Source organism: Mycobacterium shigaense (assembly GCF_002356315.1).
GTDB classification, from domain to species: Bacteria; Actinomycetota; Actinomycetes; order Mycobacteriales; family Mycobacteriaceae; genus Mycobacterium; species Mycobacterium shigaense.
Genome location: NZ_AP018164.1, coordinates 1,437,250 through 1,463,643 on the forward strand (window position 1 = coordinate 1,437,250; position 26,394 = coordinate 1,463,643).

The following is a 26,394-nucleotide window of genomic DNA, read 5'->3' on the forward strand; positions in this document are numbered from 1 at the left end:
CCCTAAGTCAATTCCCCCGGCGGTCGCAGCATGGTCGTAACCTGAACGGGTGTGGGAATTCGGTCTACTGCTCCTGCTGGTGGCGGTCCTGGGCGTGTTTCTCGCTCAGCGATTCATTCCGCGGGGTCCGCGCGGTGAGCTGCTCAGCGGCACCCTGCTAGTGACGGGCGTCAGCCCGCGGCCGGATGCGCAGGGCCAGCAGTACGTCACGATCGCGGGCGTGATCAACGGACCCACCGTCAACGAGCACTCGGTCTATGCGCGGTTGGCGGTCGACGTCGACCAGTGGCCGACGATGGGACAAACCCACTCGGTGCTGTACTCGTCGAGGAACCCGGACAACTGGCGGTTCGCGCCGAGGGAGCCGCCCGCGGGTTGAAATCTGGATCTAAAGCCGCTGTGCCGCAATCTATTTGGCGGACATCGCGGAGTTTGATCGCCGCAGAACTTGGGGGACAAGAACTTTCGTAGAGAAGGCGCTGCCCGGCGAATCGAGCTACTCCGGGTGGCTGATGTGCAGGAGTTTGGCCAAGCTCGGCAATTTGACGCGGGGACGCCCGTGCGGCTCGCCGGCCGCGCGCTCGTGAGCGTCGATGATGTCCCAGTGCGCCGAGGTGACCAGGTGCGGTTGGCGCGAGGACAGCCAGTCGGCCAACTTATCGGCATGGTCGTCGGGGAATTCGGCGAGTTCGCCGACACTCGTCAGATCGGCGATCAGGGTGTCGACCGTGTCCTGGGAGTCCTTCTTATTGGTGCCGATGACGCCGGTCGGCCCGCGTTTGATCCACCCGACCACGTATTCGTTGCGGCTGCCCGCCACGCGCCCGTCGGTGTTGGGGATGGTCGCGCTCTTGTCGTCGAACGGCAGCCCCGGCGTGGGCACGCCGCGGTAGCCGACCGAGCGCACCACCAGCTGGACGGGAAGCTCTTCGCGTTCGCCGGTGTCTTTGGCCGACACCTGCCCGGTCTCGTCGGTGACCAACTCGTTGCGGCCGAGCACCATTGTTTCCACTTTGCCGTCGCCCTTGATCTCGATCGGGGAGGTCATGAATCGAAACACCAGACGGCGGTGCCCCGGGCGGGGTTCGCGGCTGGCGTAGTCGCGCAGCACCTTGAGGTTCTGTTTTGTCGTCTTGCCGGCAGCCTCGACCTCCTCGTCGGTAATGCCCTCGAGCTGGGCCGGGTCGACGATTACGTCCACGCCCTCGAGGTCGGCCAGCTCACGCAATTCCAGCGTGGTGAACGCGGTCTGCAGCGCGCCGCGGCGGCCGAGTATCACCACTTCTTCCACACCGCGCGGGCTCAGCGTCAGCAACGCATGATCGGCGATGTCGGTGCGTGCCAGTACCTGCGGGTCGGTGATCAGGATGCGGGCGACGTCAAGCGCGACGTTGCCATTGCCGATGACGACCGCCCTGGCGCCGGACAGGTCGGGCGATATCTGCTCGAAGTTGGGATGCGCGTTGTACCAACCGACGAAATCGACGGCGGCGACGCTGCCCGCCAGGTCCTCGCCGGGAATGTTCAACGCGCGGTCGGACTGGGCGCCGATCGCGTAGATCACCGCGTCGTAGCGTTCGGCGAGTTCGGTGACCTCGACGTGCTCGCCGACCACCACGTTGCCGAAGAAGCGAAATCGCGGGTCGGCGGCGGTCTTCTCGAATTGCTTGCTGATCGATTTGATCTTCGGGTGATCGGGCGCGACGCCCGAGCGCACCAGTCCCCACGGCGTCGGCAGCATCTCGAGCATGTCGACGGCTACGTCGAAGTCGTCGGAGGCATCGGCAGCCTTGAGCAGAGATGCCGCCGCAAAGAAGCCCGACGGTCCGGCGCCAACGATTGCGACGTGAAATGGACGCATACCCAGCCTTCTGGTCATGCCCGGCTGCGACGCAAGGGCTGAGTAAGGGCTGGGCGTCGCAGTCGCGGGCGCACACGATGGTGACTTGATGCTAATCGCTGATGCCCGGCGTGTGGCCCAAGTGGCGCCGCTCGCCACCTGACCGGTCGGTCCCGACCAGGCCGCCGGTAACGTGGGCGGCTGTGGAACCTGACCGTCAAGCCGATATCGCCGCGCTCGACTCCGCGTTGACCACGGTGGAGCGGGTGCTCGACGTCGAGGGTCTGCGCAGCCGCATCGAGAAGCTCGAGCACGAGGCCAGCGACCCGAAACTGTGGGACGACCAGGGCAACGCGCAGCGTGTGACGAGCCAGTTGTCCCACGCCCAGGGCGAGCTGCGGCGCATCGAGGAACTGCGGCAGCGCCTCGACGACCTGCCGGTCATGTACGAGCTGGCCGCCGAGGAAGGCGGCGCCGACGAGCTGGCCGAGGCCGATGCGGAGCTCAAGGCTCTGCGCGCCGACATCGAGGCCGCCGAGGTGCGCACCCTGCTGTCGGGGGAGTACGACGAGCGCGAGGCGCTGGTCACCATCCGCTCCGGCGCCGGCGGGGTGGACGCCGCCGACTGGGCCGAGATGTTGATGCGGATGTACATCCGCTGGGCCGAGCAACACAAGTACGGCGTCGAGGTGTTCGACACCTCCTACGCCGAAGAGGCCGGGATCAAAAGCGCGACGTTCGCCGTGCACGCGCCGTACGCCTACGGCACGTTGTCCGTCGAACAGGGCACGCACCGGCTGGTGCGAATCAGCCCGTTCGACAACCAGAGTCGGCGCCAGACGTCGTTCGCCGAAGTCGAGGTGTTGCCGGTGGTCGAGACGACCGATCACATCGACATCCCCGAGGGCGACGTGCGGGTGGACGTCTACCGATCCAGCGGTCCGGGCGGCCAGTCGGTGAACACCACCGACTCGGCGGTTCGTTTAACCCACATCCCAACAGGTATCGTCGTGACTTGCCAGAACGAGAAGTCGCAACTGCAGAACAAGGTTTCGGCAATGCGAGTGCTTCAAGCAAAATTGTTGGAGCGCAAGCGTTTAGAAGAGCGTGCTGAGCTCGACGCCCTCAAAGGCGAAGGCGGCAGTTCGTGGGGCAACCAAATGCGCTCCTACGTACTACACCCCTATCAAATGGTGAAGGATCTGCGCACCGAGTACGAGGTGGGCAATCCGGCCGCCGTCCTGGACGGGGACATAGACGGATTCCTGGAAGCGGGGATCCGGTGGCGCAACCGAAAAGATGACGACTAACACAACATTGCTCGCAACCACGGCCGGGCAGCGCTGGCACGACTTCTGGCGCGGCCAGATCGGCGAGTGGATCCTCACCCGGGGTGTGCACCTTGCGATGCTGCTCATCGCCGCGGTGCTGGCGGTCCGCTTCGTCAGCTGGGTGGCCCAGCAGGTCACTCGCCAGCTCGACGAGGGCTTTGCCGAAAGCGATGCGCTGGTCCGCTCGGAGGCGACGAAGCACCGCCAGGCGGTGGCCTCGGTCATCCAGTGGGTGTCGATCGTCCTGATCGCGATTTGGGCCGTCGTCCAAGCGGGCGACGTGTTGAACTTCTCCGTCGGCGGGCTGGTCGCGCCCGCCACCGTCGTCGGCGCGGCGCTGGGTTTCGGTGCCCAGCAGCTGGTCAAGGACCTGCTATCGGGCTTCTTCATCATCGTCGAGAAGCAGTACGGTTTCGGCGACTTGGTCTCGCTTACCGTCACCGGCATCGCGGCCGAGGCGCGCGGAACCGTCGAGAACGTCACACTGCGGGTCACCCGGCTGCGCTCCTCTGATGGCGAGCTGTTCACCATCCCCAACGGCTCGATCGTCAAGACCGTCAACCTGTCCAAGGACTGGGCGCGCGCGGTGGTCGACATTCCCGTATCGACCAGTGCCGACCTCAACCGGGTCAACGACGTCCTGCGTGAGGTGTGCGACCACGCCATGGACAGCCCGCTGTTGGGTGAGCTGCTGCTGGACGCACCGACGCTGATGGGGCTGGAAAGCATCGAAGTCGACAGCGTCACGCTGCGGATGGTGGCCCGCACGCTGCCGGGCAAGCAGTTCGAGGCGGGCCGGCAGCTGCGCTTGCTGGTGATCCGGGCGCTGGCCCGCGCCGGCATCGTTACCACTGCGGACACGACGGTGAGTTTGGTCGAGGACGATCCCGGCGTGCCGGCCGCGCAGGCCGCCGAGGCCGCCCGCGAGACAGTGCATGAATCGGTGAAGCGGTGAAACTTACCCTCAACGTCTTCGAGAAGAACACCGATAACAAGGACAAAAGCTGGCCGGGCCACATGTTCGGGGGCCGGGTCCGCACGTCGACCCTGTTGCTGATCGTGGCGTTCCTGGCGCTGTGGTGGGTCTACGATACCTATCGGCCCGAGCCCCCGCCCAAGCCGCCCGCACAGCAGGTGGTGCCGCCGGGCTTCGTGCCCGACCCCAACTACACCTGGGTCCCGCGCAGCCGCGTCAAGCAGCCGCCGGCCGAGACCTACCCGCCGACGCCGACCACCACGGAGTTGCCGACCCCGACGACCGCGACGACCACGGCGCCCACGACCACGACGACCACCGTGCCGCCGCCGTTCCAGTTGCCGCAGCTGCCGTGTCTGCTGCCCGCGCCCCTTTGCCCGCCGAGTTCGACCACGCCGGCCTCGCCCCCGCCGCTACCGCAGCCCCGCCCAGGTCAGTAGCCCATCGGCACGCCACCCGCCGGTCGATCATCGCGGCCCAGCGAAATTCACCGCTACACTGGCGTGCCGTGATGATCACCCTCGACCATGTCAGCAAGAAGTACAAAGCGGCGGCCCGTCCGGCGCTCGATGACGTCAACGTCAAAATCGACAAGGGTGAATTCGTCTTCCTGATCGGCCCGTCGGGGTCGGGCAAATCGACGTTCATGCGGCTGCTGCTGGCCGCCGAGACCCCGTCGAGTGGGGACGTGCGGGTGTCGAAGTTCCACGTCAACAAGCTGCCGGGCCGGCACGTGCCGAAACTGCGTCAGGTGATCGGCTGCGTTTTTCAGGATTTCCGGCTGCTACAGCAAAAGACCGTCTTCGAAAACGTCGCGTTCGCGCTGGAGGTCATCGGCAAGCGCACCGACCAGATCAACCGGGTGGTGCCCGAGGTGATCGACACGGTCGGGCTGTCCGGCAAGGCCAACCGGCTGCCCGACGAGCTGTCCGGTGGCGAACAGCAGCGGGTTGCGATCGCGCGGGCGTTCGTCAACCGTCCGCTGATCCTGCTGGCCGACGAGCCCACCGGGAACCTCGACCCCGACACCAGTAACGACATCATGGATTTGTTGGAGCGGATCAACCGCACCGGGACGACGGTCTTGATGGCGACACACGACCACCACATCGTTGACTCGATGCGGCAGCGTGTCGTCGAGCTGTCCTTGGGCCGGCTGGTTCGTGACGAGCAGCGCGGCATCTACGGGATGGATCGCTAAGTGCGCTTCGGCTTCCTGCTCAACGAGGTCCTGACCGGTCTTCGTCGCAACGTCACGATGACGGTCGCGATGATCCTGACGACCGCCATCTCCATCGGCCTGTTCGGTGGTGGTCTGCTGGTGGTGCGCCTGGCCGAGCACTCGCGCGCGATCTACCTCGACCGGGTCGAGACGCAGGTCTTCCTGACCGAGGACGTGTCCGCCAACGACCCGGGCTGTACGACCAACCCGTGCAAGGCTCTGCGCGAGAAAATCGAAGGGCGCGAAGACGTTAAGTCGGTGCGGTTCCTCAACCGTCAGGACGCCTATGACGACGCCATTCGAAAGTTCCCGCAGTACAAGGACGTCGCCGGTAAGGACTCCTTTCCTGCGTCGTTCATCGTCAAGCTCAACAATCCCGAGCAACACAAGGATTTCGACGCGGCGATGCAGGGCCAGCCCGGGGTGTTGTCGGTGTTGAACCAGAAAGACCTCATCGATCGCCTGTTCGCCGTGCTCGACGGTCTGAGCGAGGTCGCCTTCGCCGTCGCCCTGGTCCAGGCCGTCGGCGCAATCCTGTTGATTGCCAACATGGTTCAGGTCGCGGCGTACACGCGGCGCACCGAAATCGGAATCATGCGACTGGTCGGGGCGAGCCGCTGGTACACGCAGTTGCCGTTCCTGGTCGAGGCGATGTTCGCCGCCGCCGTCGGTGTCGGTATCGCCATCGGCGGGCTTGTCGTCGTGCGGGCATTGTTCCTGGACAACGCGTTAAACCAGTTCTACCAAGCCAATCTCATCGCTCGCATCGACTATGCGGACATCCTTTACATCTCACCGATTCTGTTGCTTCTCGGCGTGTCGATGGCGGGCCTGACGTCATACGTGACGTTGCGGCTGTACGTGCGGCGGTAGCTGTGCCCAAAAAGTCCAGCCGGACCAACGCGGTTGGCGGCAAGCGCGAGAGCAAACAAATCATCGCGAGCAATCGCAAGGCGCGGCATGACTATTCAATCGTCGAGTTATTCGAGGCCGGAATGTCGTTACAGGGCACCGAGGTCAAGAGCTTGCGCGAAGGACATGCCTCGCTGACCGATGCATTCGCAACCATTGACGACGGCGAAGTGTGGTTGCGCAACTTGCACATTCCCGAGTATCAGCACGGTAGCTGGACGAACCATGATCCTCGTCGCAATCGAAAGTTGTTGCTACATCGGCAACAAATCGACCGCCTGGTCGGCAAGATCCGCGATGGTAGCCTCACGTTGGTGCCGTTGTCGTTGTACTTCACCGGGGGCAAGGTCAAGGTTGAGCTTGCATTGGCACGAGGCAAACGAGCGTACGACAAACGCCAGGACATGGCCCGCCGGGATGCTCAGCGCGACGTAGTTCGCGAATTGGGCCGGCGATCGAAAGGTATGAACTGATAGGAGCCGCGTACGCGCAGCTGTCGGCCGTCTCGTACGGCGTCAGCGATTTTGTGGGCGGCGTGGCCGCACGCCGCGTGGCCGCGCTGCGGGTCATGCTCGCGGCCTATCCGGTCGAGGCCGTACTGCTCGGCGTCTTGGGACTCATCGCCGGCGGACCCATCCACACCGGCGCGGTGTTCTGGGGCTGCCTGTACGGCGTCGGCCAGGCCTTCGGCATGTGGGCGTTTTATGCGGCGCTGGCCTCCGGCCCGATCTCGGTGGTCGCCCCGCTTGGCAGGCGTGCTCAACGCCGCAGTCCCGGTGGCGGTCGGCGTCGCACTGGGGGAGCGGCCCGGCCCGGCCGCTTCGATCGGCGTCGTCCTGGCCATCGTGGCCGTCATGCTTGTCAGCCGCGACGCCACCGCCGAGGGCGCCGCCCGGTTCCGGTTCACGCCGAAGGTGGCCTGGTTGACGGTGTTCGCCGGGTCCGCGTTCGGGCTGGATCTGGTGTTCCTGCATCAGGCGCCGCACGACAGCAAGCTGTGGCCGCTGATGTTCGCCCGGCTGGCCGCCACGGTGGTGATCACCGTCATGGCCGCCTCGCGGCGCACGCTGCGGCTGCCGCAGGGCAACTCGATGCGGCTGGCGCTGACGATCGCGCTGCTGGACATCTGCGCCCTGGTCACCCAGCTGATCGCGTTGCAGTCCTGGCTGCTGTCGCTGGCCAGCATTCTGATCTCGCTGTATCCCGCCGCCACGGTCGTGCTGGCGATGATGATCCTGCGCGAGCGGGTCACCCGCTGGCAGGGGATCGGCATGGTGATGGCCATGGGGTCGGTCGCCATGATCGCCGCGGGCTAGTTCCCGTGGGGCAGTGATCGGCCTACGATCCGACCATGGCCGATCGTCCCGTCACACTGCTCGACAAGTCCGAGGTCCTGTCGGGGCTGTTCGCCGTCTGGGACGACCTCGATGCGCTGTTGGACGGGCTGACCGACGAGCAGTGGAAGGCGCCGACGCCGCTACCGGGCTGGTGCGTGCAGTCCGTGGTCTCGCACATCATCGGGACCGAGTCCTTCCTGGAGGGCGTTCCCGCGCCCGAGCCGGAGACCGACGTCAAGGCGCTCGATCATGTGCGCAACGACGTCGGCGCGATGAACGAGTGCTGGGTACGCGATCTCGCCAACGAGCCCGGTGCGAAGGTTCTCGAGCGTTTCCGCGCGGTCACCGACGGGCGCCGCAAGGTGCTGCAAGGCTTGTCCGACGAGGACTGGAATGCGCAGGGCTTCACGCCCGCGGGCCCCGACAGCTACGGGCGATTCATGCGGATCCGGGTCTTCGACTGCTGGATGCACGAGCAGGACATCCGCATCGCCCTGCAACGGCCACCGTCCGACGACGAGCTCGCCGGCCCCGCGTCGCAGCTGTCTCTCGACGAGGTCGCGGCCACGATGGGGTTTGTCGTGGGCAAACTGGCCAAGGCGCCGGACGGATCACGTGTCGAGTTCGACCTGACCGGTCCGCTGGCGCGCAGCATCCGCGTCAGCGTCGACGGCCGGGCGCAGCTGGTCAACGACTTCGGCGGCAAGGAACCCACGGCGACGATCCGGCTGGACGCGTTGCAGTTCACCAGGCTGGCCGGCGGGCGTCCGATGTGCCCGGCGCGGCCGCAGGATGTCGAACTCGCCGGAGATGAGGACGTGGCCGCTCGGATCGTCGAGCACCTGAATTTCGTGATCTGACCGCAAGCTTGCCCGGAACATAATTCCGTTGCTGGTCGTTGAGCCTGACGTACCATAGATTGTCCTGCCGAAATTCGGTGGGGATGCGAGGGGCTGAAAGGTTTCGACTTCGCGCATCGAATCAAGGGAAGCGTGCCGGTGCAGGCAAGAGACCACCGTAAGCGTCGATGCAACCATATAAGCGCCGATTCACATCAGCGCGACTACGCTCTCGCTGCCTAAGCGACAGCTAGTCCGTCAGACCGGGAAAGCCCTCGACCCGGACCCTGGCGTCAGCTAGAGGGATCCACCGATGAGTCCGGTCGCGGGACTTATCGGGACACCAACAGCGACTGGGATCGTCATCCTGGCTAGTCCGCGTGAACAGGAGATCCGAGTAGAGGCATAGCGGACTGCGCACGGAGAAGTCTTGAGGGAATGCCGTAGGACCCGGGTTCGATTCCCGGCAGCTCCACTGAGAATGTGCTGTCCCAAGCGTTGGATTTTGTCTTGGGTGAGCGGCTTTAATCGTCATGAACTTTCGCAGCTAGAAGGAGCTCTCATGACGTGTCGCCGTCTTGCTTGGGTACTCGGCGCGATCGTGGCGCTGGCGGCGGCCATCGTTCCCGTCCCGGCCTATGGCGATCCGCCGACGAAGTGTCTGACCAACACTCCCAAGGGCAAGCAGGTCTACGTGCCCTGCGACTTGCTCAATGCCGGGGCAAATTTCCCGCCGGGGCAGCGTTGTCCTCCGCCGCTCGAGCAGTATCCGAAAGATGTGGCGGACTGGTGCGGTGAAGGCCCGGGTCTAGCGAGTACTACGCCCACGACTCCTCCGACTCCGACGAGCGGCCCCGCGAGTCCCACGAGCTCTGTGCGGCCGACGACCTCCGCGAGCCCAACGACTTCTACGACCCCGACGAGCCCCACACGTTCTGTGACCCCCACGAGTCCCACGAGTCCGGTAAGCCCGACGGCTGCGACGAGCCCCACCGGCCCGGCGGCTCCGGGCAGTACTGAGTGACGTCGTCCTGCACAAGTTGGTTCACCTGGTGTGAACGGGCTGTGCCGGACATTACGTCGGCGGAACCGCATGCCGCGGCTGGTGCAACAGTGCCCGGACCAGCGGGCGTGGCCCGATGGACCGAAGCATTTGACTGGCCGGGCGGACCCGCACCCGCTTCGGCCACCAGAACCACCGTCCCATCACCGTCATGATCGACGGCGTGATGAGCGTGCGAACGACGAACGTGTCGAACATCAGACCGATACCGATCGTCGTGCCGAACTGACCGATCGCCCGCAGATCGCTGGAGAGCATCGTGGCCATCGTGACGGCGAACACCACACCGGCTGCGGACACCACCGGGCCCGTCACGCCGACGCCGCGGATGAGCCCGGTGTTCAGGCCGGCCCCGATTTCCTCCTCGATGCGCGACACCAGCATCAGGTTGTAGTCCGACCCCACCGCCAAGAGCACGATCAACGCGAATTCCGTTGCCACCCAGTGTAACTGGAAGTGGCCCAAGTGCTGCCAAATCAATGTCGAGAATCCGAACGCTGCGCCTAGCGACAGCACGATCGTGCCGACGATGACGGCCGCTGCGACCAATGCGCGGGTGACGATCACCATGATGATGAAGATCAGCACGATCGACGCCACCGCGGCGATCAGCAGGTCGTACCAGGCGCCAGTGGCGATGTCGTTGAATGTTGCAGCGGTGCCGCCGAGGTAGATGTCGGCGTTCTCCAGCGAGGTGAGTTTCAGCGCCTCCTTGGCCGCGTTGCGCTCTTGCTCGACAGACTTGATGCCTTCCGCGGTCGCCGGGTCCACGGCGTGAGTGATGATGAAGCGCGCTGCCTTTCCGTCGGGCGACACCATCAGGCTCAACCCGAACTGGAAGTCGGGGTTCTGGAAGATCTCCGGCGGCAGGTAGAACAGACTTTCCACCCGAGCGTCGTTGAACGATTTGCCCATCACGGCGTTGGTGTCGGTCAGCCGATCGAACTGGTCGACGAGGTTGTCGAACGTGCTGTAGATAGTCAGCGTGGTGTCCCGGATCGACTTGGTGACGGCGATGTTCTCCGGGATGATCGCCAGCAATTCGCGCGTGGCCTTGGCTGTGTTGGAGAGATCGCTGGTGAGGGCGTGGAATTTTTCGGCCAGCTGATCGAATCCGTCCAGCGCGTCGAACAGCGACCGTAACGACCAGCAGATCGGGATGTCGTAGCAGTGCTTCTCCCAGTAGAAATAGCTGCGAATCGGCCTCCAGAAGTCATCGAAATCCGCGATGTGGTCCCGGATTTCGTCCGTGATGGCCGCAGTCTCCCCGGTGGTTTTCGAGCTGTCGTCGGCGGCGTCGGCGAGCTTCTGGGTGATCGCGTACTGGCGTTCCAACAGCGCGATCTGGGTGTCGAGATCTCCGATGATCTTCTTGATATCGGCGACTCGGTCCTTGAGGTAGTTCAGGTTGCTGCGGATCGGCGCGGTTTGCACGCTCAGCTGGAATGGAATGGACCCGTCTTCGATCGGTGGGCCGAGCGGCCGGGTGATGCTCTGCACCCGTTCGATGCCCGGCACCCGGAAAATAGCACCGGCAACCTTGTCCAACACCAGCATGTCTCGGGGATTGCGCAGATCGTGGTCCGATTCGATCATCAGCAGGTCCGGGTTCAGGCGGGCCTGGGTGAAGTGCCGATCGGCCGCGTCGTACGCCTGCACCGAGGCCGCGCTCTTCGGCAAGTAGTACAGGTCGTTGTAGCGCGGGGTGAAGCCCGCGAGACCAAGGGCGCCGACGATCGCCAGGATGACGGAGGTCGCGAGGATGGGCGCCGGCCAGCGCACGATGGCCGTCGCCAGGCGGCGCCAGCGGGTGTAGTTGAACTTGCGCTTGGGGTCCAAAAGACCGAAGCCACTGGCGAATGCGATGAGCGCGGGTGTCAGCGTGACCCCAGCCGCCACCACCACCAGCAGTCCTACTGCGCACGGGAACGCCAGCGAACTGAAGTAGGGCAGCCGGGTGAACTTCAAGCAGGCCAGCGCCCCAACAATGGTCAGACCGGAGCCCAGGACCACCTTGCTGACACCGGCGAAAGTGTCGTAGTACGCGGCTTCACGGTCCAAGCCGCGTTCACGGCCCTCCTGGTAGCGACCGACCATGAAAATCGCGTAATCGGTACCCGCCGCGATGGCCAGTGAGGTGAGCAGGTTCACGGCGAAGGTCGACAAGCCCATGACGCCGGTTTCGCCCAGCAGCGAAACCACGCCGCGGCCGGACAGCAGCCCAATGAAGAGGATGAACATGGTCAGCAGCACGGTGCTGATGGACCGGTAGACGAACATCAGCATGATCGCGATGATGACGACCGTGATGATGGTGATCTTGGCCAGGCTCTTGTCACCGACAACGATCACGTCGGCGGTCAGGGCGCCCTGGCCGGCGACGTAGGCCCTCACGCCAGCCGGCGGCTTCGCGTCCGCGACGATCTTTCGCACCGCGGCAACGGATTCGTCGCCGACCGCCCCACCTTGGTCACCCTTGAGGTTGACCTGGACGTAGGCGGCCTTATGGTCGTAGCTCTCCACACCTGAGGACGTGAATCGCTGCCCCCAGAAGTTCAGCGCATGCTCGACGTGTTCGTGGTCGGCCTGGATCTTTTTGACCAGGTCGTCGTAGAACTGGTGGGCGTCCGGGCCGAGCGGTTTGTCACCGACCAGGGTGACCAGGACGAGGTTGTCGGAGTCGTACTCCTTGAACTTCTCCCCGATGTGTTTCATCCCAGTTACCGATGGTGCGTCTGACGGCGAGAGCGGGACGGAGATCTCCTCGGCAACCTTCTCCAACTGCGGGACGAAGACGTTCACCCCGATCGCAATCAGCACCCAGGCCAGGACAATCGGCAGCGCCAGCGCGCGGACGGTACGAGCGAGGCGCGGTTTGCGCTCGAGCTCGTAGGGCTGGGCGACGGGGATTTCGTCCGTGTCGCTGGTTTGGTCGGTCATGCCGACTTGTCCAAGCAGGAAACTTGCGCGTTGTGCCCGTTGGCCTGTTGCTGATCGACCAATTTGCCGTCAACGGTGATGCGGCAGCCGATCGAGGGACTATCGCCCTGCGCGACGACGTAGGCGAAGATGCCGGGCATTTCGGCGACGATCGTTTGCGACCACGGCAACGTGGTGAAGTCGGCCTTCTGCGGTTGAGCGGCGGCGTCCATCCAGTTGACGACGCCGGTCGTCCCGGGCGGGCCCAGAATTTCGTAGACGGCAGTCTTGGCTGCGTAGGGCGGGGTTGCATCGCGCGGATCGGGCTTGGGTAGGCCGGGTCCGGGGAAGACGCCGCTGAGTCGGTCCACCGCAACACCGCCGATGACCACTGCCACGGCCACGACCAGAGCAACCCATCGCCGCTTGAGAAGCCTCAACACCGTACCCCCCGATTAGGCATGCCCGATGAGCTGACACTAGGGCAGTTCATCGGTCACCACATTTCGTCGCGTGCGCCACGGACTACCCGAACACCATCGCTGCCGCGTTCATTCCTGTGGTGTCCCGTCGCTTCGCAAGCCGCACCTTCTACCCTGGCCCGGGTAGAAGGTGCGGCTTGGTTGTGCGTCACTCGATCGGTTTGCTAGCCGAGGAGGCGGCGTGGGATAAGCGCCTCGCGCAGGGACACCGCAGGGCAGAGGATGTCGACGGACTCGTAGATTTCGTTGTCCTCCAACCAGACACGTCGACTCACTCGGGGGCTGATCGGCTTGCCCGCTGCGGTCAGGCGGGGGGCGGAGCGGGCGGAATTGCGCCATCGCAGCCGCCAGGCGGGGGAGGGGCGGGGAAAGGCTCGTTGCCGCTGACGCAGTCGAAATGCCAGCCAACCCAGTCGTCCGATTCCCACTGATGCCAGAACGACCCATCGGGGTACCGTGCACCGTCGCAGACATAGCCCATAAACCGGCTGTCGCAGTAGTTGTGGGTGATGTTGGGTATGTGTGGATCTGGTGGATCAGCGCTAGCAACGCCAGCAGAAAACATGGCCGCCGCTGTACAGCCCAGTAGCGCGGCGCCGACGCGGACAGATTTCAACTTCATTTCGGACTCCTATTCAAGGCGCCGGACCCGTGGGACGGATTCGGCGGTACTCGGAATTGTTGGTGTGGTCAGGCTGGGGGCGAAGCGGGCGGAATTGCCCCGTCGCAGCCGCCAGGCGGGGGTAAGGCCGGGAAAGGCTCGTTGCCGCTGACGCAGTCGTAGTGCCAGATACGAGGGCCTTGGCCGTACTCGTCGGCCCACTTCTGGTACCACTGATGCCAAAACGAGCCGTCGGGGTATCGCGTGCCGTCGCAGATATTGACCATGAACCGCTGGCCCTCGCAGTAGTTCGTCACCAGGTCTGGCTGGTGGGGGTCTGGTGGATCAGCGCCGGCAACGCCAGTAGAGAGCATGATCGCTGCAGTGCAGCCCAATAGCGCACCGCCGATGCGCGTGCGTCTCGACGTCATTTCGACTCCTAACTTCCGGCGTGGAATCCATGCAGCGGATTCCACGCGATGACCACGACTTGTGGACGAGCTCCGGCAACCCGGCGCGAGCGGTCGGGGCTTCCCGGTGCCGACCAGACGCCCGGTTCTGATCAAGCCACGGCTATGATGCGTTGTTCGGGAAGTCCTTGCCCCTGCTTCGGTCGCCTTCGGCATCCTTAGCATCGCTAAAGAGTTTATATCATGTCCTCAAGCATATATGAATAGTGAACAAATATACAAATTGAGCCAGTGCTCGAGGCTGGCGCTGGGCGTCGGGTCCGGCTGCCTGGTTCATCAGGCCGATCGTTCCGGCCGACTGGCGTTCCTGCGAACCACATCTGGTGGGTCTGGTCCAGTACCCGGTGTGATACTGGATGCCGCGGACGAGCAGCTCACCGGTGACCCCGTCTCGACCAGTATGTCGGCTTCGTCGACGATGCTCATATCGGTGCAGGCGAACCGCGCCCGCCGTTTCGGACATGATGCGGTGCAACGGAAATCCGTCGGGCACGTTGATCACGGCAAGGTTCCGCCCTCACCTTTTGGTTGTGCATCACTCGATCGGTTGCGAGCCGAGCAGGTGTGCAATGAGCGCCTCGCCTACGGACACCGCAGGGCCGGGGGTCGGCGGCGATCCGCACGACCGTCTCAATGGGCGAAAGGCTCTCAGGAACGGCTGTCGAGCTGAAGTCATGGAAACCTTAAGCACCGCAGAGGATTTCGCTGTGAGGCGCGAATTTCTGCCAGGTCGACCCGTTGACCGCCGAGGCGTAAAAGTATTGCTGCTATGGCACGCCATCGCAGTTGTGAGACCGCGAGTTTTGTCGATCTGAAATTAGCACCGATTTAGGGTCATGGCGCGTACGCTGAGCTGCATGGCTACCAAGACCACGGTCAAAATGAAGACCTGCGTGCATTGCGGCCACACGTTCGATCCGAATGATCGATGGCGTGACCTGTCCGACCCGGACTGGTTTCCGGTCGCATCGGTCTATTGTTCCCATGAGTGCAGCGATCGGTACCACTGCGATATGGGTCATTGCTGCTCGACCCGCGATAAAAAGAAAGCTAAACGCGAAGCGCGATAATCTGCGATCCACGGACCGACCGCATCTCTTGGTAGCCATCGGATTCGATTCCGGCATGGCGCATGAATAGGCTCGTCCGCGGCGCGGTTGACCGCTATGGGATCTCGTAGACCACCATCTTGTCGGCGATGCCGCGCAGCGCGGCCTCTTTCCGAACCGGTCGGATCGCCTCCTTCTGCAGGACGGCCGCGACGCCGGGCGCGTTGATCACGGGATCGGTGATGTGGATTTCCTGCGCGGTCGACAGGCTCTGCACGCGCGCCGCGACGTTGACGGTCTGGCCGAAATAGTCCTGCCGCTCGTTCAGCATCACCGCGAGGCACGGCCCCTCGTGGATGCCGATCTTGACGATCAGGTCCGACCTGCCGCGCTCGGCATTCAGCTTGTCCATCGCGGCCCGCATGCGCAAACCCGCGATGAGTGCGTGGTCCGGTTGGACAAAGGTCGCCATCACGGCGTCCCCGATGGTTTTGACCACGGCACCCTTTTCGGCCGCGATGATTTCCAGTAGTGCGCGAAAATGCGCGCGCACCAAGTCAAACGCGGCGAGGTCACCGACCCGCTCGTAAAGTGCGGTCGACCCCTTGAGGTCGGTGAACAGAAACGTCAGCGACGTGATTTTGAGACGCTGATCGATCTTGAGGTTGTCGGCCTTGAACACATCGCGGAATGTCTGGTTAGACAGCATTCGCTTGGCGGTGAGAAACGGCCTGCGCTTGCCCAAAAGATCGTGAAGGCCGTCGGCGACAAAGACGGTGGGCAGCGTCCGCAGAGTGGACTCATTGTTGAGCGCGAGCCGTACCGGACCTGGACGCAAGGCGCTCGACCCAGTCGGCGGGTGCGCCTTATTGAAGATCAGCTCGAGCTGCTGAGGCTGCTCGGTCGGCTCGCCGTCGACATCGATGAAATGAGCGGAGTGCGTCACCGGCTCGAAAACGATGATGAATTGCGGCGGAAGCTGGATGGACAGCACCGCCTTCTCGCCGGCGGGCAGTTCCTGCGCCTCCAGCGTCGCTTCCTCGGTCAGCGAGGCAAACGAATTCTCGCTGAGGTCGATGCCCGAACTCCAGAACACCTCTGTGTAGTAGTCCCACAACGGCAGCGTGTTGGGATCGTGGGCGGCAATCCGCCGGACCTTCGGGCTGACCGTAAAGGCCACCTCGACCTGCGCGTCGACCGAAGGCTCGTAGCCGCAGGCGCATAATCCGCAGCGATAGTCGTCATCACGCAGCGATTTCAATGTGTCGTGTGCGTCCAGCACGCCGCTGCAACCAGGACAAAGCACATTCCAGGTCAGATCGAACAGGCCAATCCGCGCGGCATGCAGGAAGCCGGAAATCACCTTTTCTTCGTCGAAGCCGGTGCGCTCGGAAAAGTCCAGGGCGTTGATCCGATTGAGCTCATGATCTGCGCCGTTCTCGATCAGCCGTCCGATGGCCTCTGCGACGGCCCGATCGGCGGTTTGCTTCAGCACCGACAATTGGGACTGGGTGTCGCTCATGACTCCAACCTAAATCGCATCGCGGCGACGGGCACTAGAGATTTTCGCTGGGCGGGGCGAGAGGGCTGGATCTGGCGTGAGCTGTCAACAGAGGAGCACCGTCGAGGTCTTATGTCTTGGGGCTGGACCTGCACCCGGGCCAGCTTCGGCGCAGCCGGGCCCTCGGGTCAACGGTGGTAGTTACCAGAGGATGACGACGGCATTGTTGCCTCCCGCGCAACGAACTGAGTCGACGGTTCTTCCCGTGTTGAGGTGCGACGTGTAGCCCGTGTGGCAGTCCATTTGGTAGCTGTCTCCGGTGACCGGGCTGTATGCAATCACCGTAGGACCACCTTGGCTGAGATAACTGCTACGGACGTTCATCGCAAACTGGCACGAAGTCACGTTGGTGGCGACGCCTGTATGTCCGTCAGGGCAGAGGAGAAATGTCTCGTCGGGTGGGGGAGCTGTCACCGTCACTGGTGGCGGTGCTGCCACGGCCGTTTGCGTCACGGTAACCGGAGGGGGTGCTGTCACCGTGACCGTTGGCGGTACACCAGCTGGAGCAGGCTGGGCCGTCGCTGTTCCAACTCTTTGAGGCTCAACCACCATTTGCGGCTTGCCTAACTGGCTCACCCAATAGCCGATGGTCACGGCAGCCACGACAAGTGGGACGAAGATGGCCCCAGCGATCAGCCACGTTCGTCTCCACGCGGGATCCTTAAGATCGTCCTCTGAGTAATCGGACCAGGCGGTGGGCGCCGCCTCCGTCTGTCGATACTTTTCGTAGTCAACGACCGGATTGACGATCTCCGTCACATCGCCCCCGGCACCATCCTGGTCCCATGCCGTGGTCCCGTCCTTCTCGTCGGCTATTACTACATGCTCCTAGAACGGACTATCGCTTCGGGGAAGATTGGCAGACATACGGCATTGCAATTCTCAATCTGGTCAAACCGGTAATTGATCTGCGCCTGGGCTGCTGGTGGGCAGTGGCGCACAAGTAACGATGGCGGCGATCCGCGTGCCTCGGCTGGGTGCTGTGGCGATCTCGAGCCGGCCCCCGATGGCCGCCAGCCGATCTTTCATGTTGGTCAGGCCGGCGCCGTCGCTTGCCCGGCTGAATCCGCGGCCGGTGTCGCTAATCGTGATGGTCAGCGTGTGGCCATCGGTATGCGCACTGACCGCCGCCTTGGTGTTGGGTCCGCCGTGTTTGGCGGCATTCTGCAGCGCCTCGGTGGTGCAGTAGTACAGCGCTGCTTCGATTTCCGTCGGGTAGCGTGCTAGGCCGTTGAGGTTCAGGTCGACGGGTACCGCAGCGTGTGCCGCGGCGGCAGGGAGTGCGTGCGCCAGGCCGCCGCTCACCAGTAAGGGTGGGTAAATGCCGTGCGCGAGTCTGCGGATCTCGGTAATCGCGGTATCTAGTACTTGTGACGCTTCCAGGAGGAGCGAGCTCGCGGCGTCTTGCTCCGCAGTGCGGGCGAGCTGCAGCAGCACCGCCAGCGCAACCAGGTGCTGTTGGGCTCCGTCATGCAAGTCGCGTTCAAGTCGGCGCCGTTCGTTGTCGGTCGCGGCGATCAGACGACTGCGCGACGCTGCCAGCTCCTTGGCCGTATTCCGCAGGGCTGCAGCGTTATTCCAGGCGACTAACAGGATGAGGATCGCCATCGCAGGCAGTCCCGCAATAACGAAAGTGTTGCCGACGGATTTGGGCAATTTATCGGACAGCCCTGAAACATCCTGTAGTCCCGCGAGCGCTCCCAAGGCCAATAGGCAACCGGCGGTGGTCGCTGTGAACGCCAACAGTCGCCTTCCGCGTACGTAGCGCTCGGCGAAAATAACGGGTAGCAGTGCAGCGAGCGCGACGACGGGCAGCAGCACCGGCGCAACAAACGTGACCATCAGGGCGCCCACCCAGTTGCCGACGCACATCAATGTCACTGCCTGCTGATTTTTGTGGCTCAGAGCCAGGCGAAGTGACGCGACCTGCACAGCGCTCTCTGCAACACAAATAAGAGCAAGGGCAAGCACCCAAGCGGATCGCATTACCCAGGCGTGCAGAGCTAGCGCGACTGGGGTGCTGATGCTCCATGCGATCACCTCACCGGCAACAAAAAGCTTGAGCATTGTTCCCGGGACGCCGCGGCTGAGGTCGCTAATCCACATACCGGCCTGCTCTACCTGGCCGAACGCCAGAAGCGGGTCAACAGATCCGGACTTAACTCTTCTTTACGTAGGTAGGCCGAGGCGCCACAGTCCTCGATCCCAACAGGCAGGTCGCAGATGTCGTAGGTAGACATCAAGAGAACTGTTAAATCTGGGTGTGAGGCGTGAATTCGCCGGGCAGCCTCAATACCGCCCATTCCGGGCATGTGGATGTCCATCAATACGATCCCATTCCGCTTATCACGAGTGACCTCGATGGCGGACTCGCCTGTCTCGCATTCGCCCGCCAGCACGAATTCATCTGTGGCGGAGAGCATTGCGACCGCTACTCGTCGAAAGCTGGCCTGGTCGTCGACCACCCACACGGGGACCTTCTCGGCTTCCATGCCGGATATGGTGGGCGATGTACTGGGTGGGGTACCAGGGTGTACACACCACTCTTTTTAAAGTCGGGCTGGGTGTGCCATCTAACTGGACGTGCCGTTGCTGAGAAACATCAACACCGCCTTCACGCGCCGGTCGACCGTCTCGTCTCCCGTGAGAGCGAGCTTGGCGAATATCGAGTTAATGTGCTTCTCTACGGCCCGTTGGGAGAGCACGAGGCGTTCCGCAATTGCCCGGTTGCTCGCGCCGGCGGCGATCTCAGCGAGTACTTCTCGCTCTCGAGAAGTCAGCGTGTTGACTGCCGACGATGAGGCTGGCCTTGCTAATAACGCCTCTACTACAAGGGGATCCAGCACCGTCCCGCCAGACGCGACCTCGCGGACCGCGTCGCTAAGCTGGTCGAAATGCGCGATTCGTTCCTTCAGCAGGTAGCCGCGCGCTTTGGTGCCCCCGTCCAGCAGCCCGATCGCATATGCCGGCTCGGCGTATTGCGACAACACGATCACCCCGGTGTCGGGATGCGCCGTGCGTAACCACTGGGCGAGGCGAATTCCCTCATCGGTCGATGTTGGTGGCATGCGCACGTCGGTCACCAACAATGCTGGATTGTGTTGATCGAGAAGCTTAACCGTGGAGTCGTAGTCGACGCCCTCGCCAACGACCGTCACATCGCGATCAGTTGACAGTGCTCGGCACACGCTATCGCGCACTAACAAAGAGTCCTCGGCAACCACTACCGAAATCGACTGGTCGGCCACGGCCATCAACGCATCTCCGTTGTCGCAGTGCATGTTTGTGGGCTATACGACTATAAGCGCCATTCTGCCCCAGCGGGCGCCGAAAAGGACAAGCGCGCGGACACCACATTCAAGGTGGTGTGTACACCCCCGGCGCGCATGACTCCGAGTTGTGGTGTGTGCCCTCTCGCCGGTATGCGCTGTGCCTGATGACATTCGAGATGTGATTACTGCCGGACTATCGCCGGCCCGAATGGAAGGAGAACGCAATGTTCATCAAAAGACAGGTCGGTGTGACGATCACGCTGGGCGCGTGCGCGCTGCTTTTAAGTGGTTGCTTGGCGGCTTTTCCCAGCAACGGACTCGGCGGCTACTTCTACATCTAGCCGATAGCGCGCGACGGAGATCCAGCTGACGCTTGTCGTTCTCGTAGTTAGGAATAACGCTGCCGCGAGCAGATCGAGTGACGTTAGACGAACAGTTCGGAACAAGTCAATCTCGCCGGCCGCGATCCGGGTTGAGCTCTCATCCTGGCCGTTTGTCCATTTACCGGAAAGGAAACCACAAACATGAAAAGCTCGCTAGAAGGTCCGACAACCATCCTTCGTACAGGGGCCGACAAAACGCTTGAGCGCCGGGGCATTTGTTCCACTCTCGTCGCAATAGCCGTCGTCGTGGCCGCCGTCGGATTAGCATCACCGGCGTACGCGAGGGGAGGCTACGGTGGCGGCCAGGGACACGGCCACGGCTGCTATATCGCCGCATCGGGTGACTGCGTTCAGCGTCCGACTACGGCACCGTCACGGCCACCAGGCGCCACCGTCCAATGCGCTGATGGCGCGTGGTCGTTCAGTGAGCACCCCAGTTCGGGAGGTACCTGCCACGGGCATGGTGGCGTCTCATGAACAGGCTGCTCCACAAGAAGGGCCGCAGGCATGCGGCCCTTCTCCATGTGAGATCCCGTCAAGCCGGGTGGCTGGCGATCGTCGTAGGCGTGGACACTGAGATCATGCGCGCTTCGCCCGAGGCCGGCAGTTGACGAGCCGTTCCGGTAGTTCCTTCCGACGGGCCATTGCCGTCGGGACCGTCGTTGTCGCTTTCGTTGCGGGGTGCTCGCGCGGCGAGGCAGCACACCCATCGGTGCGCGACGGGGGACATCCGGCGCAGGCACCCGTCGCGGCTCCCGCGCCGGATTTCGCAAAGGTCTCCCTGCTGATCAACGCCGCGATCGCGGCAGACAAGCTGCCCGGCGCGGTCGTGGTGATCGGGCATGGCGGCAGGGTCGCCTTCCACCAGGCTTACGGCTCGCGCAAGCTGGCGGGCGAGCCCGGGTTGGATGGCTTGCCCGCACCTGCGGAGCCGATGACCGAGGACACCATCTTCGACTTGGCGTCGCTGACGAAGAGCCTCGCAACGGCGACCGCCGTTATGCAGCTCGGCGAACAGGGCAAGGTTGCGTTCGACGATCCCGTGCAGCAGCAGCTGCCGGACTTCAACCCTGCGGGCAACGCCCGGCGCGCGCAGGTCACCGTCCGCATGTTGCTGACGCACACTTCGGGCTTACCGGGCGACGTCAATCTGGGCGATCCGTGGGGACTGGACGGAGCGGACCAGGCAGAGGGCATCCATCGCGCGCTGACGACACCGCTGGAGTCTGCTCCCGGTGTGGGTTTCCGCTATTCCGATATCAACTTCATCCTGCTGGGTGCGCTGATCGAGAGGGTGACGGGTGAGGCCCTGGACGATTACGTTCAGCGGCACGTATTCGACCCGCTTCACCTGACGGACACCCGCTACCTTCCTTTGGCCAAAGCCTGTGGTCCGCACACGACGATCGGCTCCGCGATCGCCTGGGCTCCCGGGGCCCAAGGCGGGGCGCAGGACGCGTGCCCCGCTGGTCGTTGGGACGTAGGCCTCTTGCCGCGCATCGCACCGACCGCGCGCGACGAAGAGGGCAGAGCCTATCCGGGCAAGAACCCCGATCTCGATCACCTGCTGCGGGGCACCGTGCAGGACACCACGGCGCGACGCATGGGCGGCGTGGCCGGGCATGCCGGATTGTTTTCGACGGCTCACGACGTGGGCATCTTCGCCCAAGCCCTGCTTGATCGACTCGCGGGTCGCCCGAGCGAATTTCCTTTGATGCGAACAACTTTGGAGGCGATGACGAGTCCGCAGCAGCCGGGCCACAGCGCGCAACAACTCGAAGCGGCGATTAGCGCCTCCCGAGCGGCCGTCGCGCGGGGACCCAATACGACGAATCCGCTTCTGGCTCCGCACTACCCGACGATCAGCGGTGAAAACTTGCGCGGCTTCGGCTGGGATATCGACACCGCCGACTCCACGGCGCGGGGCGTGATCTTCCCCGTCGGAAGCTTTGGTCACACCGGCTTCACCGGAACCTCGGTTTGGATGGACCCGGCCTCCGATACTTACGTTGTTCTGCTCTCGAATTCCATCCATGTGCGAGGCAGTCCACCGATGTCGATTTTGCGCGGCGACGTCGCGACGGCGAGCGCACAAGCGCTTGGCCTTTAACCAGTAATTCTGTCGCCTCCGGTCACCTCATTGACTGGTGTGCGGAGCCGGCGAAGAATGGCCATTCGCATAGCATGGCGACTCACCCCTCGGTCGAAGTAGGCGATTATGGCCGATATTGTGCTGATCAATCCTCGGTTCGACGTGTCTTATTGGGGCCTCGAATACGCGCTTCCGCTCCTCGGTAAAAAGCGCATCTTGCCGAGTGTCTGTCTGCCGCTGCTGGCGGCGCTGACGCCCGACGACCATTGCGTGACAATCGTCGACGAGAACGTCGAGCCCATCGACTACGACCGGGTGGCCCAGGCCGACATCGTCGGGCTCACCGGCATGGACGTCCAAGGCCACCGGATGCTCGAGATTCTCCGTGAACTGAAAGCCCGTGGTGTGTTCACAGTTGTCGGCGGCCCGTCGGTCACGGTGCAAGAAGACTACTTCGACGGCCTGGCGGACGTCGTTTTCGTCGGCGAAGCCGACACGACCTGGCCGCAGTTCCTCGACGAATGGGCCCACGGACGGCAGCTGCACCGATACGAGCAAAGCGCGCCGAGCAACATGACCCGTTCGCCGACGCCGCGGTACGACCTGCTCAAGACAAAGGACTACCTGTTCGGCAGTATTCAATTCAGCCGGGGCTGTCCGTTCCAGTGTGAGTTTTGCGATATTCCCATCACGTTCGGTCGCAAACCGCGATTGAAAACGACCGCGCAAGTGCTCACCGAGTTGGAAGCGATGCGTAGGCAGCACGTCCGAATGGCCTTCATCGTTGACGACAACCTGATCGGCACGGCCGCGGTGAAGAAATTGCTCCGCGACATCGCTTCGTGGCAAGCCGCCAAGGGATACCCCCTGACGTTCATGGCTTATGCGTCGCTCAACCTCGCCGAAGACGACGAGCTGTTGGAGCTGATGGATGCGGCGAATATCGCGATGGTCTTCATCGGTATCGAAACCCCGAACGAGGAATCACTGCACGAGGCGAAGAAGTACCAAAACGTCCGCAAAGGCGGGACGATCGTCGATCGCGTGCGCAAAGTGCAGGACTCCGGCCTCGAGGTGCTGTGCGGCATGATCGTCGGCTTCGACCACGACGACACCCGGATCTTCAAGGCACAGTACGAGTTCATCCGTCAGACCGACATCATGCACCCCACGCTCAACATGCTCGTGGCCATTCCCAAGACGCCGCTCTACACGCGGTTGAAGAATGAAGGCCGCCTTGACCTTTCGAAGACCAACGCGTCCGACGGAATGTTCGGCACCAACGTCATTCCGCTCGGCATGACCCGCGACGAGCTGCGCGACGGGTACGTCGGTCTGGTGCGGGACATGCATGACCCCGACTTTTACTTCGACCGGCTCGAGAACCTCTATCTTCGGCGCCGAATCAATTTCGGACGCACCCGCCAAGCCCACTGGCGCCAACATCCCTTGACCAAGCGGAAATCCCAGTTGCTCGAAGCGCTTGCGGCGATCGTCTTGTTTGTCCGGCTGATGAGGGAAGTGCCGGAGCCGAAGTTGCGCCGCATCTATCGCCACCGGATGTCCGCCATGCTTCGGCACCGGCCGGATCCAAGCGTCCTGTTCATCAGTGTGGTCAAGTGCGCCATGCACTACCACCAGCACATGATGACGCGTGAGATCGCGGAAGGCGGGATCTCCTCAACGCATGCAAGAGGAGGGATGGCTTTCTATTGACCCGTCGCAGCGCGAGTTTCACCGAGTCGATCAGCCGTCGGCGCCTGCTCCGGCTCGCCGGTGGGGCGGGGGCTGCCACGGCCTTGGGCGGCTACGCCACTTCGACGACTGCGTCCGCACTCCCGCAGAGCTCGGCCTCGGCGGTCGTGCTGTGCCGGGACGCCTGGGGCGCTCGTCCTGCTCTGGCCGGCGGCCGGCCGCACACCATTACCCGAATGACTCTGCACCACGAGGCGGTCGTCCTCGGCGACAACCGCAACGCCCCGGGCCGTCTTCGCCAAGATCAGCGCTACCACCAAGACCAGAAAGGGTGGGTCGACATCGCCTATCACGTCGGCATCGACCGCGACGGCAACATCTACGAACTACGCACGCCGCAGATCGCGGGTGACACCGCGACGGATTACGACACAACCGGACACTTCCTGGTCCTCTGTGAAGGAGACTTCGACAAGGAATTCGTCTCAGAGGCTCAACTGCACAGTGCCGCTCTCGCTTTCGCCTGGGCCGCCCAAGCCTTTCATATCGCCAGTGACACCCTGGCCGGCCACCGCGATCTCGCCCAGACTTCCTGCCCGGGCGCCAACCTCTATGCCCAGCTGTCCTCGGGCGACCTCAAGCGCCGGGTCAACGATCTGCTTGCCGGGGGTACCGTCAACCTTCAGCGCGTCTGTGGGCCCGAAGCGGCTGCGACTGTCGCCGCGATCGAGGCCGGCTAACCCATTTCGACGACGCACTTCCCCCGCGTCGTCCGGGTGGCAACCCGCGTCAGCGCCGCGGGAACCTCGTCGAAGGCGCCGTTTCGAACACTGTTCCGCGAAGTTCGCCGTGGTCCAACCTTGCCGAAAGACCCTGCAGGATGGACCCGCTGCACGAGTTTTTCGGGCTCATCGTCGACCAACTCCTCGTCCGTGCTGGGAAGTTCGCGCGACGAATGATCGACTGTTCGATGTCAACGACCGCGTGGTCCTGATCACCGGGGGAAGCCGTGGACTCGGCGCGGCCATGAGCCTTGGCCTCACCCGCTGGCCTGCCATGTCGGCCACTGGGACATGTTGGACGCCGTCGTCGATGCCGCCGCGCGACGCTGGGGCCGCTTGACAGCCTGGTGAACAACGCCGGGATGAGCCCCGTGGCGCCATCACTACTAGAAACCTCAGAGACGTTGTTCGACAAGGTGATTGGCATCAACCTCAAAGGCCCGACGCGACTCACGACGCTGGCTGCGACGGCCATGGCTCGTACCGGCGGGGGATCGATCGCCAACATCAGCTCACCCTGCGCTCCTGCCGACATCCTGCGGCCCATAGCGCTGAATCGCGTAGGACGGCCTGAGGAAGCCTTCGGCGCAGTGATCTATCCATTTTCCGACGCCTCGAGCTACACCACCGGGTCACTGCTGACCATCGACGGCGGGCTGGCTGTGTGACCGGCGGGCCACGATCACCGGGATCTTGGCCCTGTTGACGACCGCCGCACCGACCGATCCCAGTAACCTGCCACTGAGCCAGCCGCAGCCGTGGCTGCCGACCACCAACAGTTGCGCCCGTCCGGACGCTTCGATCAGCCAACGTGCCGGATCACCGATTTCGATTCTGCGATGGACATTCACGTCGGGATAGCGTTCGTGCCAACCTGCCAGCCGTTCGGCCAGCGTCGCCTCCTCCTCGGTCAGCTGAGCGTCCCATTCGGAGTCTTGCGGCAACAGTTTGGAGCCGCGAACCCGCGGGTCCATCCAGGCGTGTAGCGCCACCAGGCCGACGCCTCGTCGGAAAGCCTCCTCAAATGCGATAGCGGTCGCCGCTTCCGATGCCGGTGAACCGTCGATGCCCACCAACACCGGCGCCCGGGTGAGATCGCCGATCGCGGTTTCGTGGTCGTGGATCACCGCGACCGGGCAGTGCGCGTGGTGGACCATCGCCGAACTCACCGAGCCAAGAAGGCTACGGGGCAGCACGGCGCCGTGCCCCCGGTAGCCGACCACCACCATCTCCACGCCTGCCGAGAGGTCGACGAGAGTCGGCACGGTGGCCGAATGAAAAACTTTGCTGTCGATCTGCACTGGACCGCACTCACCAGCGCTCTCCTCGGCGACCTTGATGGCGGACTCGATGGAATGGCGTCCGTGCTGTTGCTTGACGCCGGTCAGCGCGGCGGCCTCGAACCACTCCGGCAGGGGGGCGTCGTCGACATGAACCAGGGCCAGCGGCACCTTCCGCAGCGCTGCGTTGCGGGCGGCCCACCGGACGGCACGCAGGGCCGATGTGGAGCCGTCGATGCCTACCAAAATCGCGCCACGCGGTGGTTGCCACATTTCGTTTCGTTTTCC

21 protein-coding genes, 1 other RNA gene and 2 pseudogenes are annotated in these 26,394 nt (G+C 63.6%); 16 read left to right on the top strand and 8 right to left on the bottom strand.

Annotated elements, in window-relative coordinates; genetic code table 11:
• Positions 1–49 precede the first annotated feature (49 nt).
• On the top strand, positions 50–379 hold the full coding sequence (locus MSG_RS06855; RefSeq protein ID WP_096438216.1) for a hypothetical protein: 330 nt from the start codon (positions 50–52) through the stop codon (positions 377–379).
• Between the two features lie 117 nt (positions 380–496).
• Here MSG_RS06855 and MSG_RS06860 read toward each other — a convergent pair whose 3' ends face one another.
• Positions 497–1,861, bottom strand: a complete 1,365-nt coding sequence (locus MSG_RS06860; protein WP_096438218.1) for an FAD-dependent oxidoreductase — start codon at positions 1,859–1,861, stop codon at positions 497–499.
• Between the two features lie 182 nt (positions 1,862–2,043).
• Between MSG_RS06860 and prfB the strand changes: the two genes are divergently transcribed.
• From prfB to ssrA, 9 genes and pseudogenes are all read left to right on the top strand, one after another.
• The gene (gene prfB / locus MSG_RS06865) at positions 2,044–3,150 is read left to right on the top strand and encodes a peptide chain release factor 2 (RefSeq protein WP_096438220.1); all 1,107 of its coding nucleotides are present in this window, start codon (positions 2,044–2,046) and stop codon (positions 3,148–3,150) included.
• Positions 3,140–4,126, top strand: a complete 987-nt coding sequence (locus tag MSG_RS06870) for a mechanosensitive ion channel family protein (RefSeq protein ID WP_096438222.1) — start codon at positions 3,140–3,142, stop codon at positions 4,124–4,126. The genes prfB and MSG_RS06870 overlap by 11 nt, the downstream gene beginning before the upstream one ends.
• The gene (locus tag MSG_RS25320) at positions 4,123–4,587 is read left to right on the top strand and encodes a hypothetical protein (RefSeq protein WP_096438223.1); all 465 of its coding nucleotides are present in this window, start codon (positions 4,123–4,125) and stop codon (positions 4,585–4,587) included. Before MSG_RS06870 ends, MSG_RS25320 begins: the two co-directional genes overlap by 4 nt.
• A 71-nt stretch (positions 4,588–4,658) precedes the next feature.
• Positions 4,659–5,348, top strand: a complete 690-nt coding sequence (gene ftsE / locus MSG_RS06880) for a cell division ATP-binding protein FtsE (protein WP_096438225.1) — start codon at positions 4,659–4,661, stop codon at positions 5,346–5,348.
• Complete coding sequence (gene ftsX / locus MSG_RS06885; RefSeq protein WP_096438227.1) at positions 5,349–6,242, top strand: permease-like cell division protein FtsX; 894 nt, start codon at positions 5,349–5,351, stop codon at positions 6,240–6,242. It begins immediately after the preceding gene.
• Between the two features lie 2 nt (positions 6,243–6,244).
• Entirely contained in the window at positions 6,245–6,754 is a 510-nt protein-coding gene (gene smpB / locus MSG_RS06890) for an SsrA-binding protein SmpB (protein WP_096438228.1), read from the top strand.
• A 95-nt stretch (positions 6,755–6,849) separates the two neighbouring features.
• Positions 6,850–7,597 (top strand): annotated as a pseudogene (locus tag MSG_RS06895) (EamA family transporter).
• Between the two features lie 35 nt (positions 7,598–7,632).
• A complete protein-coding gene (locus MSG_RS06900; protein WP_096438229.1) occupies positions 7,633–8,478 on the top strand; it encodes a maleylpyruvate isomerase family mycothiol-dependent enzyme in 846 nt (281 codons plus the stop codon).
• A gap of 89 nt (positions 8,479–8,567) precedes the next feature.
• Positions 8,568–8,935: a transfer-messenger RNA gene (ssrA, locus tag MSG_RS06905) on the top strand.
• 597 nt (positions 8,936–9,532) lie between these two features.
• On the opposite strand, the gene MSG_RS06910 is transcribed toward ssrA, so the two are convergent.
• Entirely contained in the window at positions 9,533–12,460 is a 2,928-nt protein-coding gene (locus MSG_RS06910) for an MMPL/RND family transporter (RefSeq protein WP_096438231.1), read from the bottom strand.
• Positions 12,457–12,879, bottom strand: coding sequence for an MmpS family transport accessory protein (locus MSG_RS06915; RefSeq protein ID WP_181159158.1), 423 nt, complete (start codon positions 12,877–12,879; stop codon positions 12,457–12,459). Before MSG_RS06915 ends, MSG_RS06910 begins: the two co-directional genes overlap by 4 nt.
• A 1,970-nt stretch (positions 12,880–14,849) precedes the next feature.
• Between MSG_RS06915 and MSG_RS06930 the strand changes: the two genes are divergently transcribed.
• A complete protein-coding gene (locus tag MSG_RS06930; RefSeq protein ID WP_096444166.1) occupies positions 14,850–15,062 on the top strand; it encodes a ferric uptake regulation protein in 213 nt (70 codons plus the stop codon).
• 94 nt (positions 15,063–15,156) lie between these two features.
• On the opposite strand, the gene MSG_RS06935 is transcribed toward MSG_RS06930, so the two are convergent.
• The 4 genes from MSG_RS06935 to MSG_RS06950 form a co-directional block, all read right to left on the bottom strand.
• The gene (locus MSG_RS06935) at positions 15,157–16,563 is read right to left on the bottom strand and encodes an adenylate/guanylate cyclase domain-containing protein (RefSeq protein ID WP_096438238.1); all 1,407 of its coding nucleotides are present in this window, start codon (positions 16,561–16,563) and stop codon (positions 15,157–15,159) included.
• A 930-nt stretch (positions 16,564–17,493) separates the two neighbouring features.
• Entirely contained in the window at positions 17,494–18,708 is a 1,215-nt protein-coding gene (locus MSG_RS06940; protein ID WP_096438241.1) for a sensor histidine kinase, read from the bottom strand.
• A gap of 11 nt (positions 18,709–18,719) precedes the next feature.
• Positions 18,720–19,094, bottom strand: coding sequence for a response regulator (locus MSG_RS06945; RefSeq protein WP_096438243.1), 375 nt, complete (start codon positions 19,092–19,094; stop codon positions 18,720–18,722).
• 81 nt (positions 19,095–19,175) lie between these two features.
• Complete coding sequence (locus MSG_RS06950) at positions 19,176–19,883, bottom strand: response regulator transcription factor (protein ID WP_232011182.1); 708 nt, start codon at positions 19,881–19,883, stop codon at positions 19,176–19,178.
• A gap of 515 nt (positions 19,884–20,398) precedes the next feature.
• Between MSG_RS06950 and MSG_RS25990 the strand changes: the two genes are divergently transcribed.
• The 5 genes and pseudogenes from MSG_RS25990 (at position 20,399) to MSG_RS06975 (ending at position 25,494) form a co-directional block, all read left to right on the top strand.
• The gene (locus MSG_RS25990) at positions 20,399–20,734 is read left to right on the top strand and encodes a DUF3761 domain-containing protein (protein ID WP_096438245.1); all 336 of its coding nucleotides are present in this window, start codon (positions 20,399–20,401) and stop codon (positions 20,732–20,734) included.
• Positions 20,735–20,900: 166 nt separating this feature from the next.
• Positions 20,901–22,367: a serine hydrolase domain-containing protein gene (locus tag MSG_RS06960; protein WP_096444170.1), complete on the top strand. Its 1,467-nt coding sequence runs from the start codon at positions 20,901–20,903 to the stop codon at positions 22,365–22,367.
• Positions 22,368–22,475: 108 nt separating this feature from the next.
• The gene (locus MSG_RS06965) at positions 22,476–24,065 is read left to right on the top strand and encodes a B12-binding domain-containing radical SAM protein (RefSeq protein WP_096438247.1); all 1,590 of its coding nucleotides are present in this window, start codon (positions 22,476–22,478) and stop codon (positions 24,063–24,065) included.
• 215 nt (positions 24,066–24,280) lie between these two features.
• A complete protein-coding gene (locus MSG_RS06970) occupies positions 24,281–24,784 on the top strand; it encodes an N-acetylmuramoyl-L-alanine amidase (RefSeq protein ID WP_096438249.1) in 504 nt (167 codons plus the stop codon).
• A 223-nt stretch (positions 24,785–25,007) separates the two neighbouring features.
• Positions 25,008–25,494 (top strand): annotated as a pseudogene (locus tag MSG_RS06975) (SDR family oxidoreductase).
• Here MSG_RS06975 and MSG_RS06980 read toward each other — a convergent pair.
• A complete protein-coding gene (locus MSG_RS06980) occupies positions 25,459–26,379 on the bottom strand; it encodes a universal stress protein (protein ID WP_096438251.1) in 921 nt (306 codons plus the stop codon). The pseudogene MSG_RS06975 and the gene MSG_RS06980 overlap by 36 nt on opposite strands.
• Positions 26,380–26,394 lie beyond the last annotated feature (15 nt).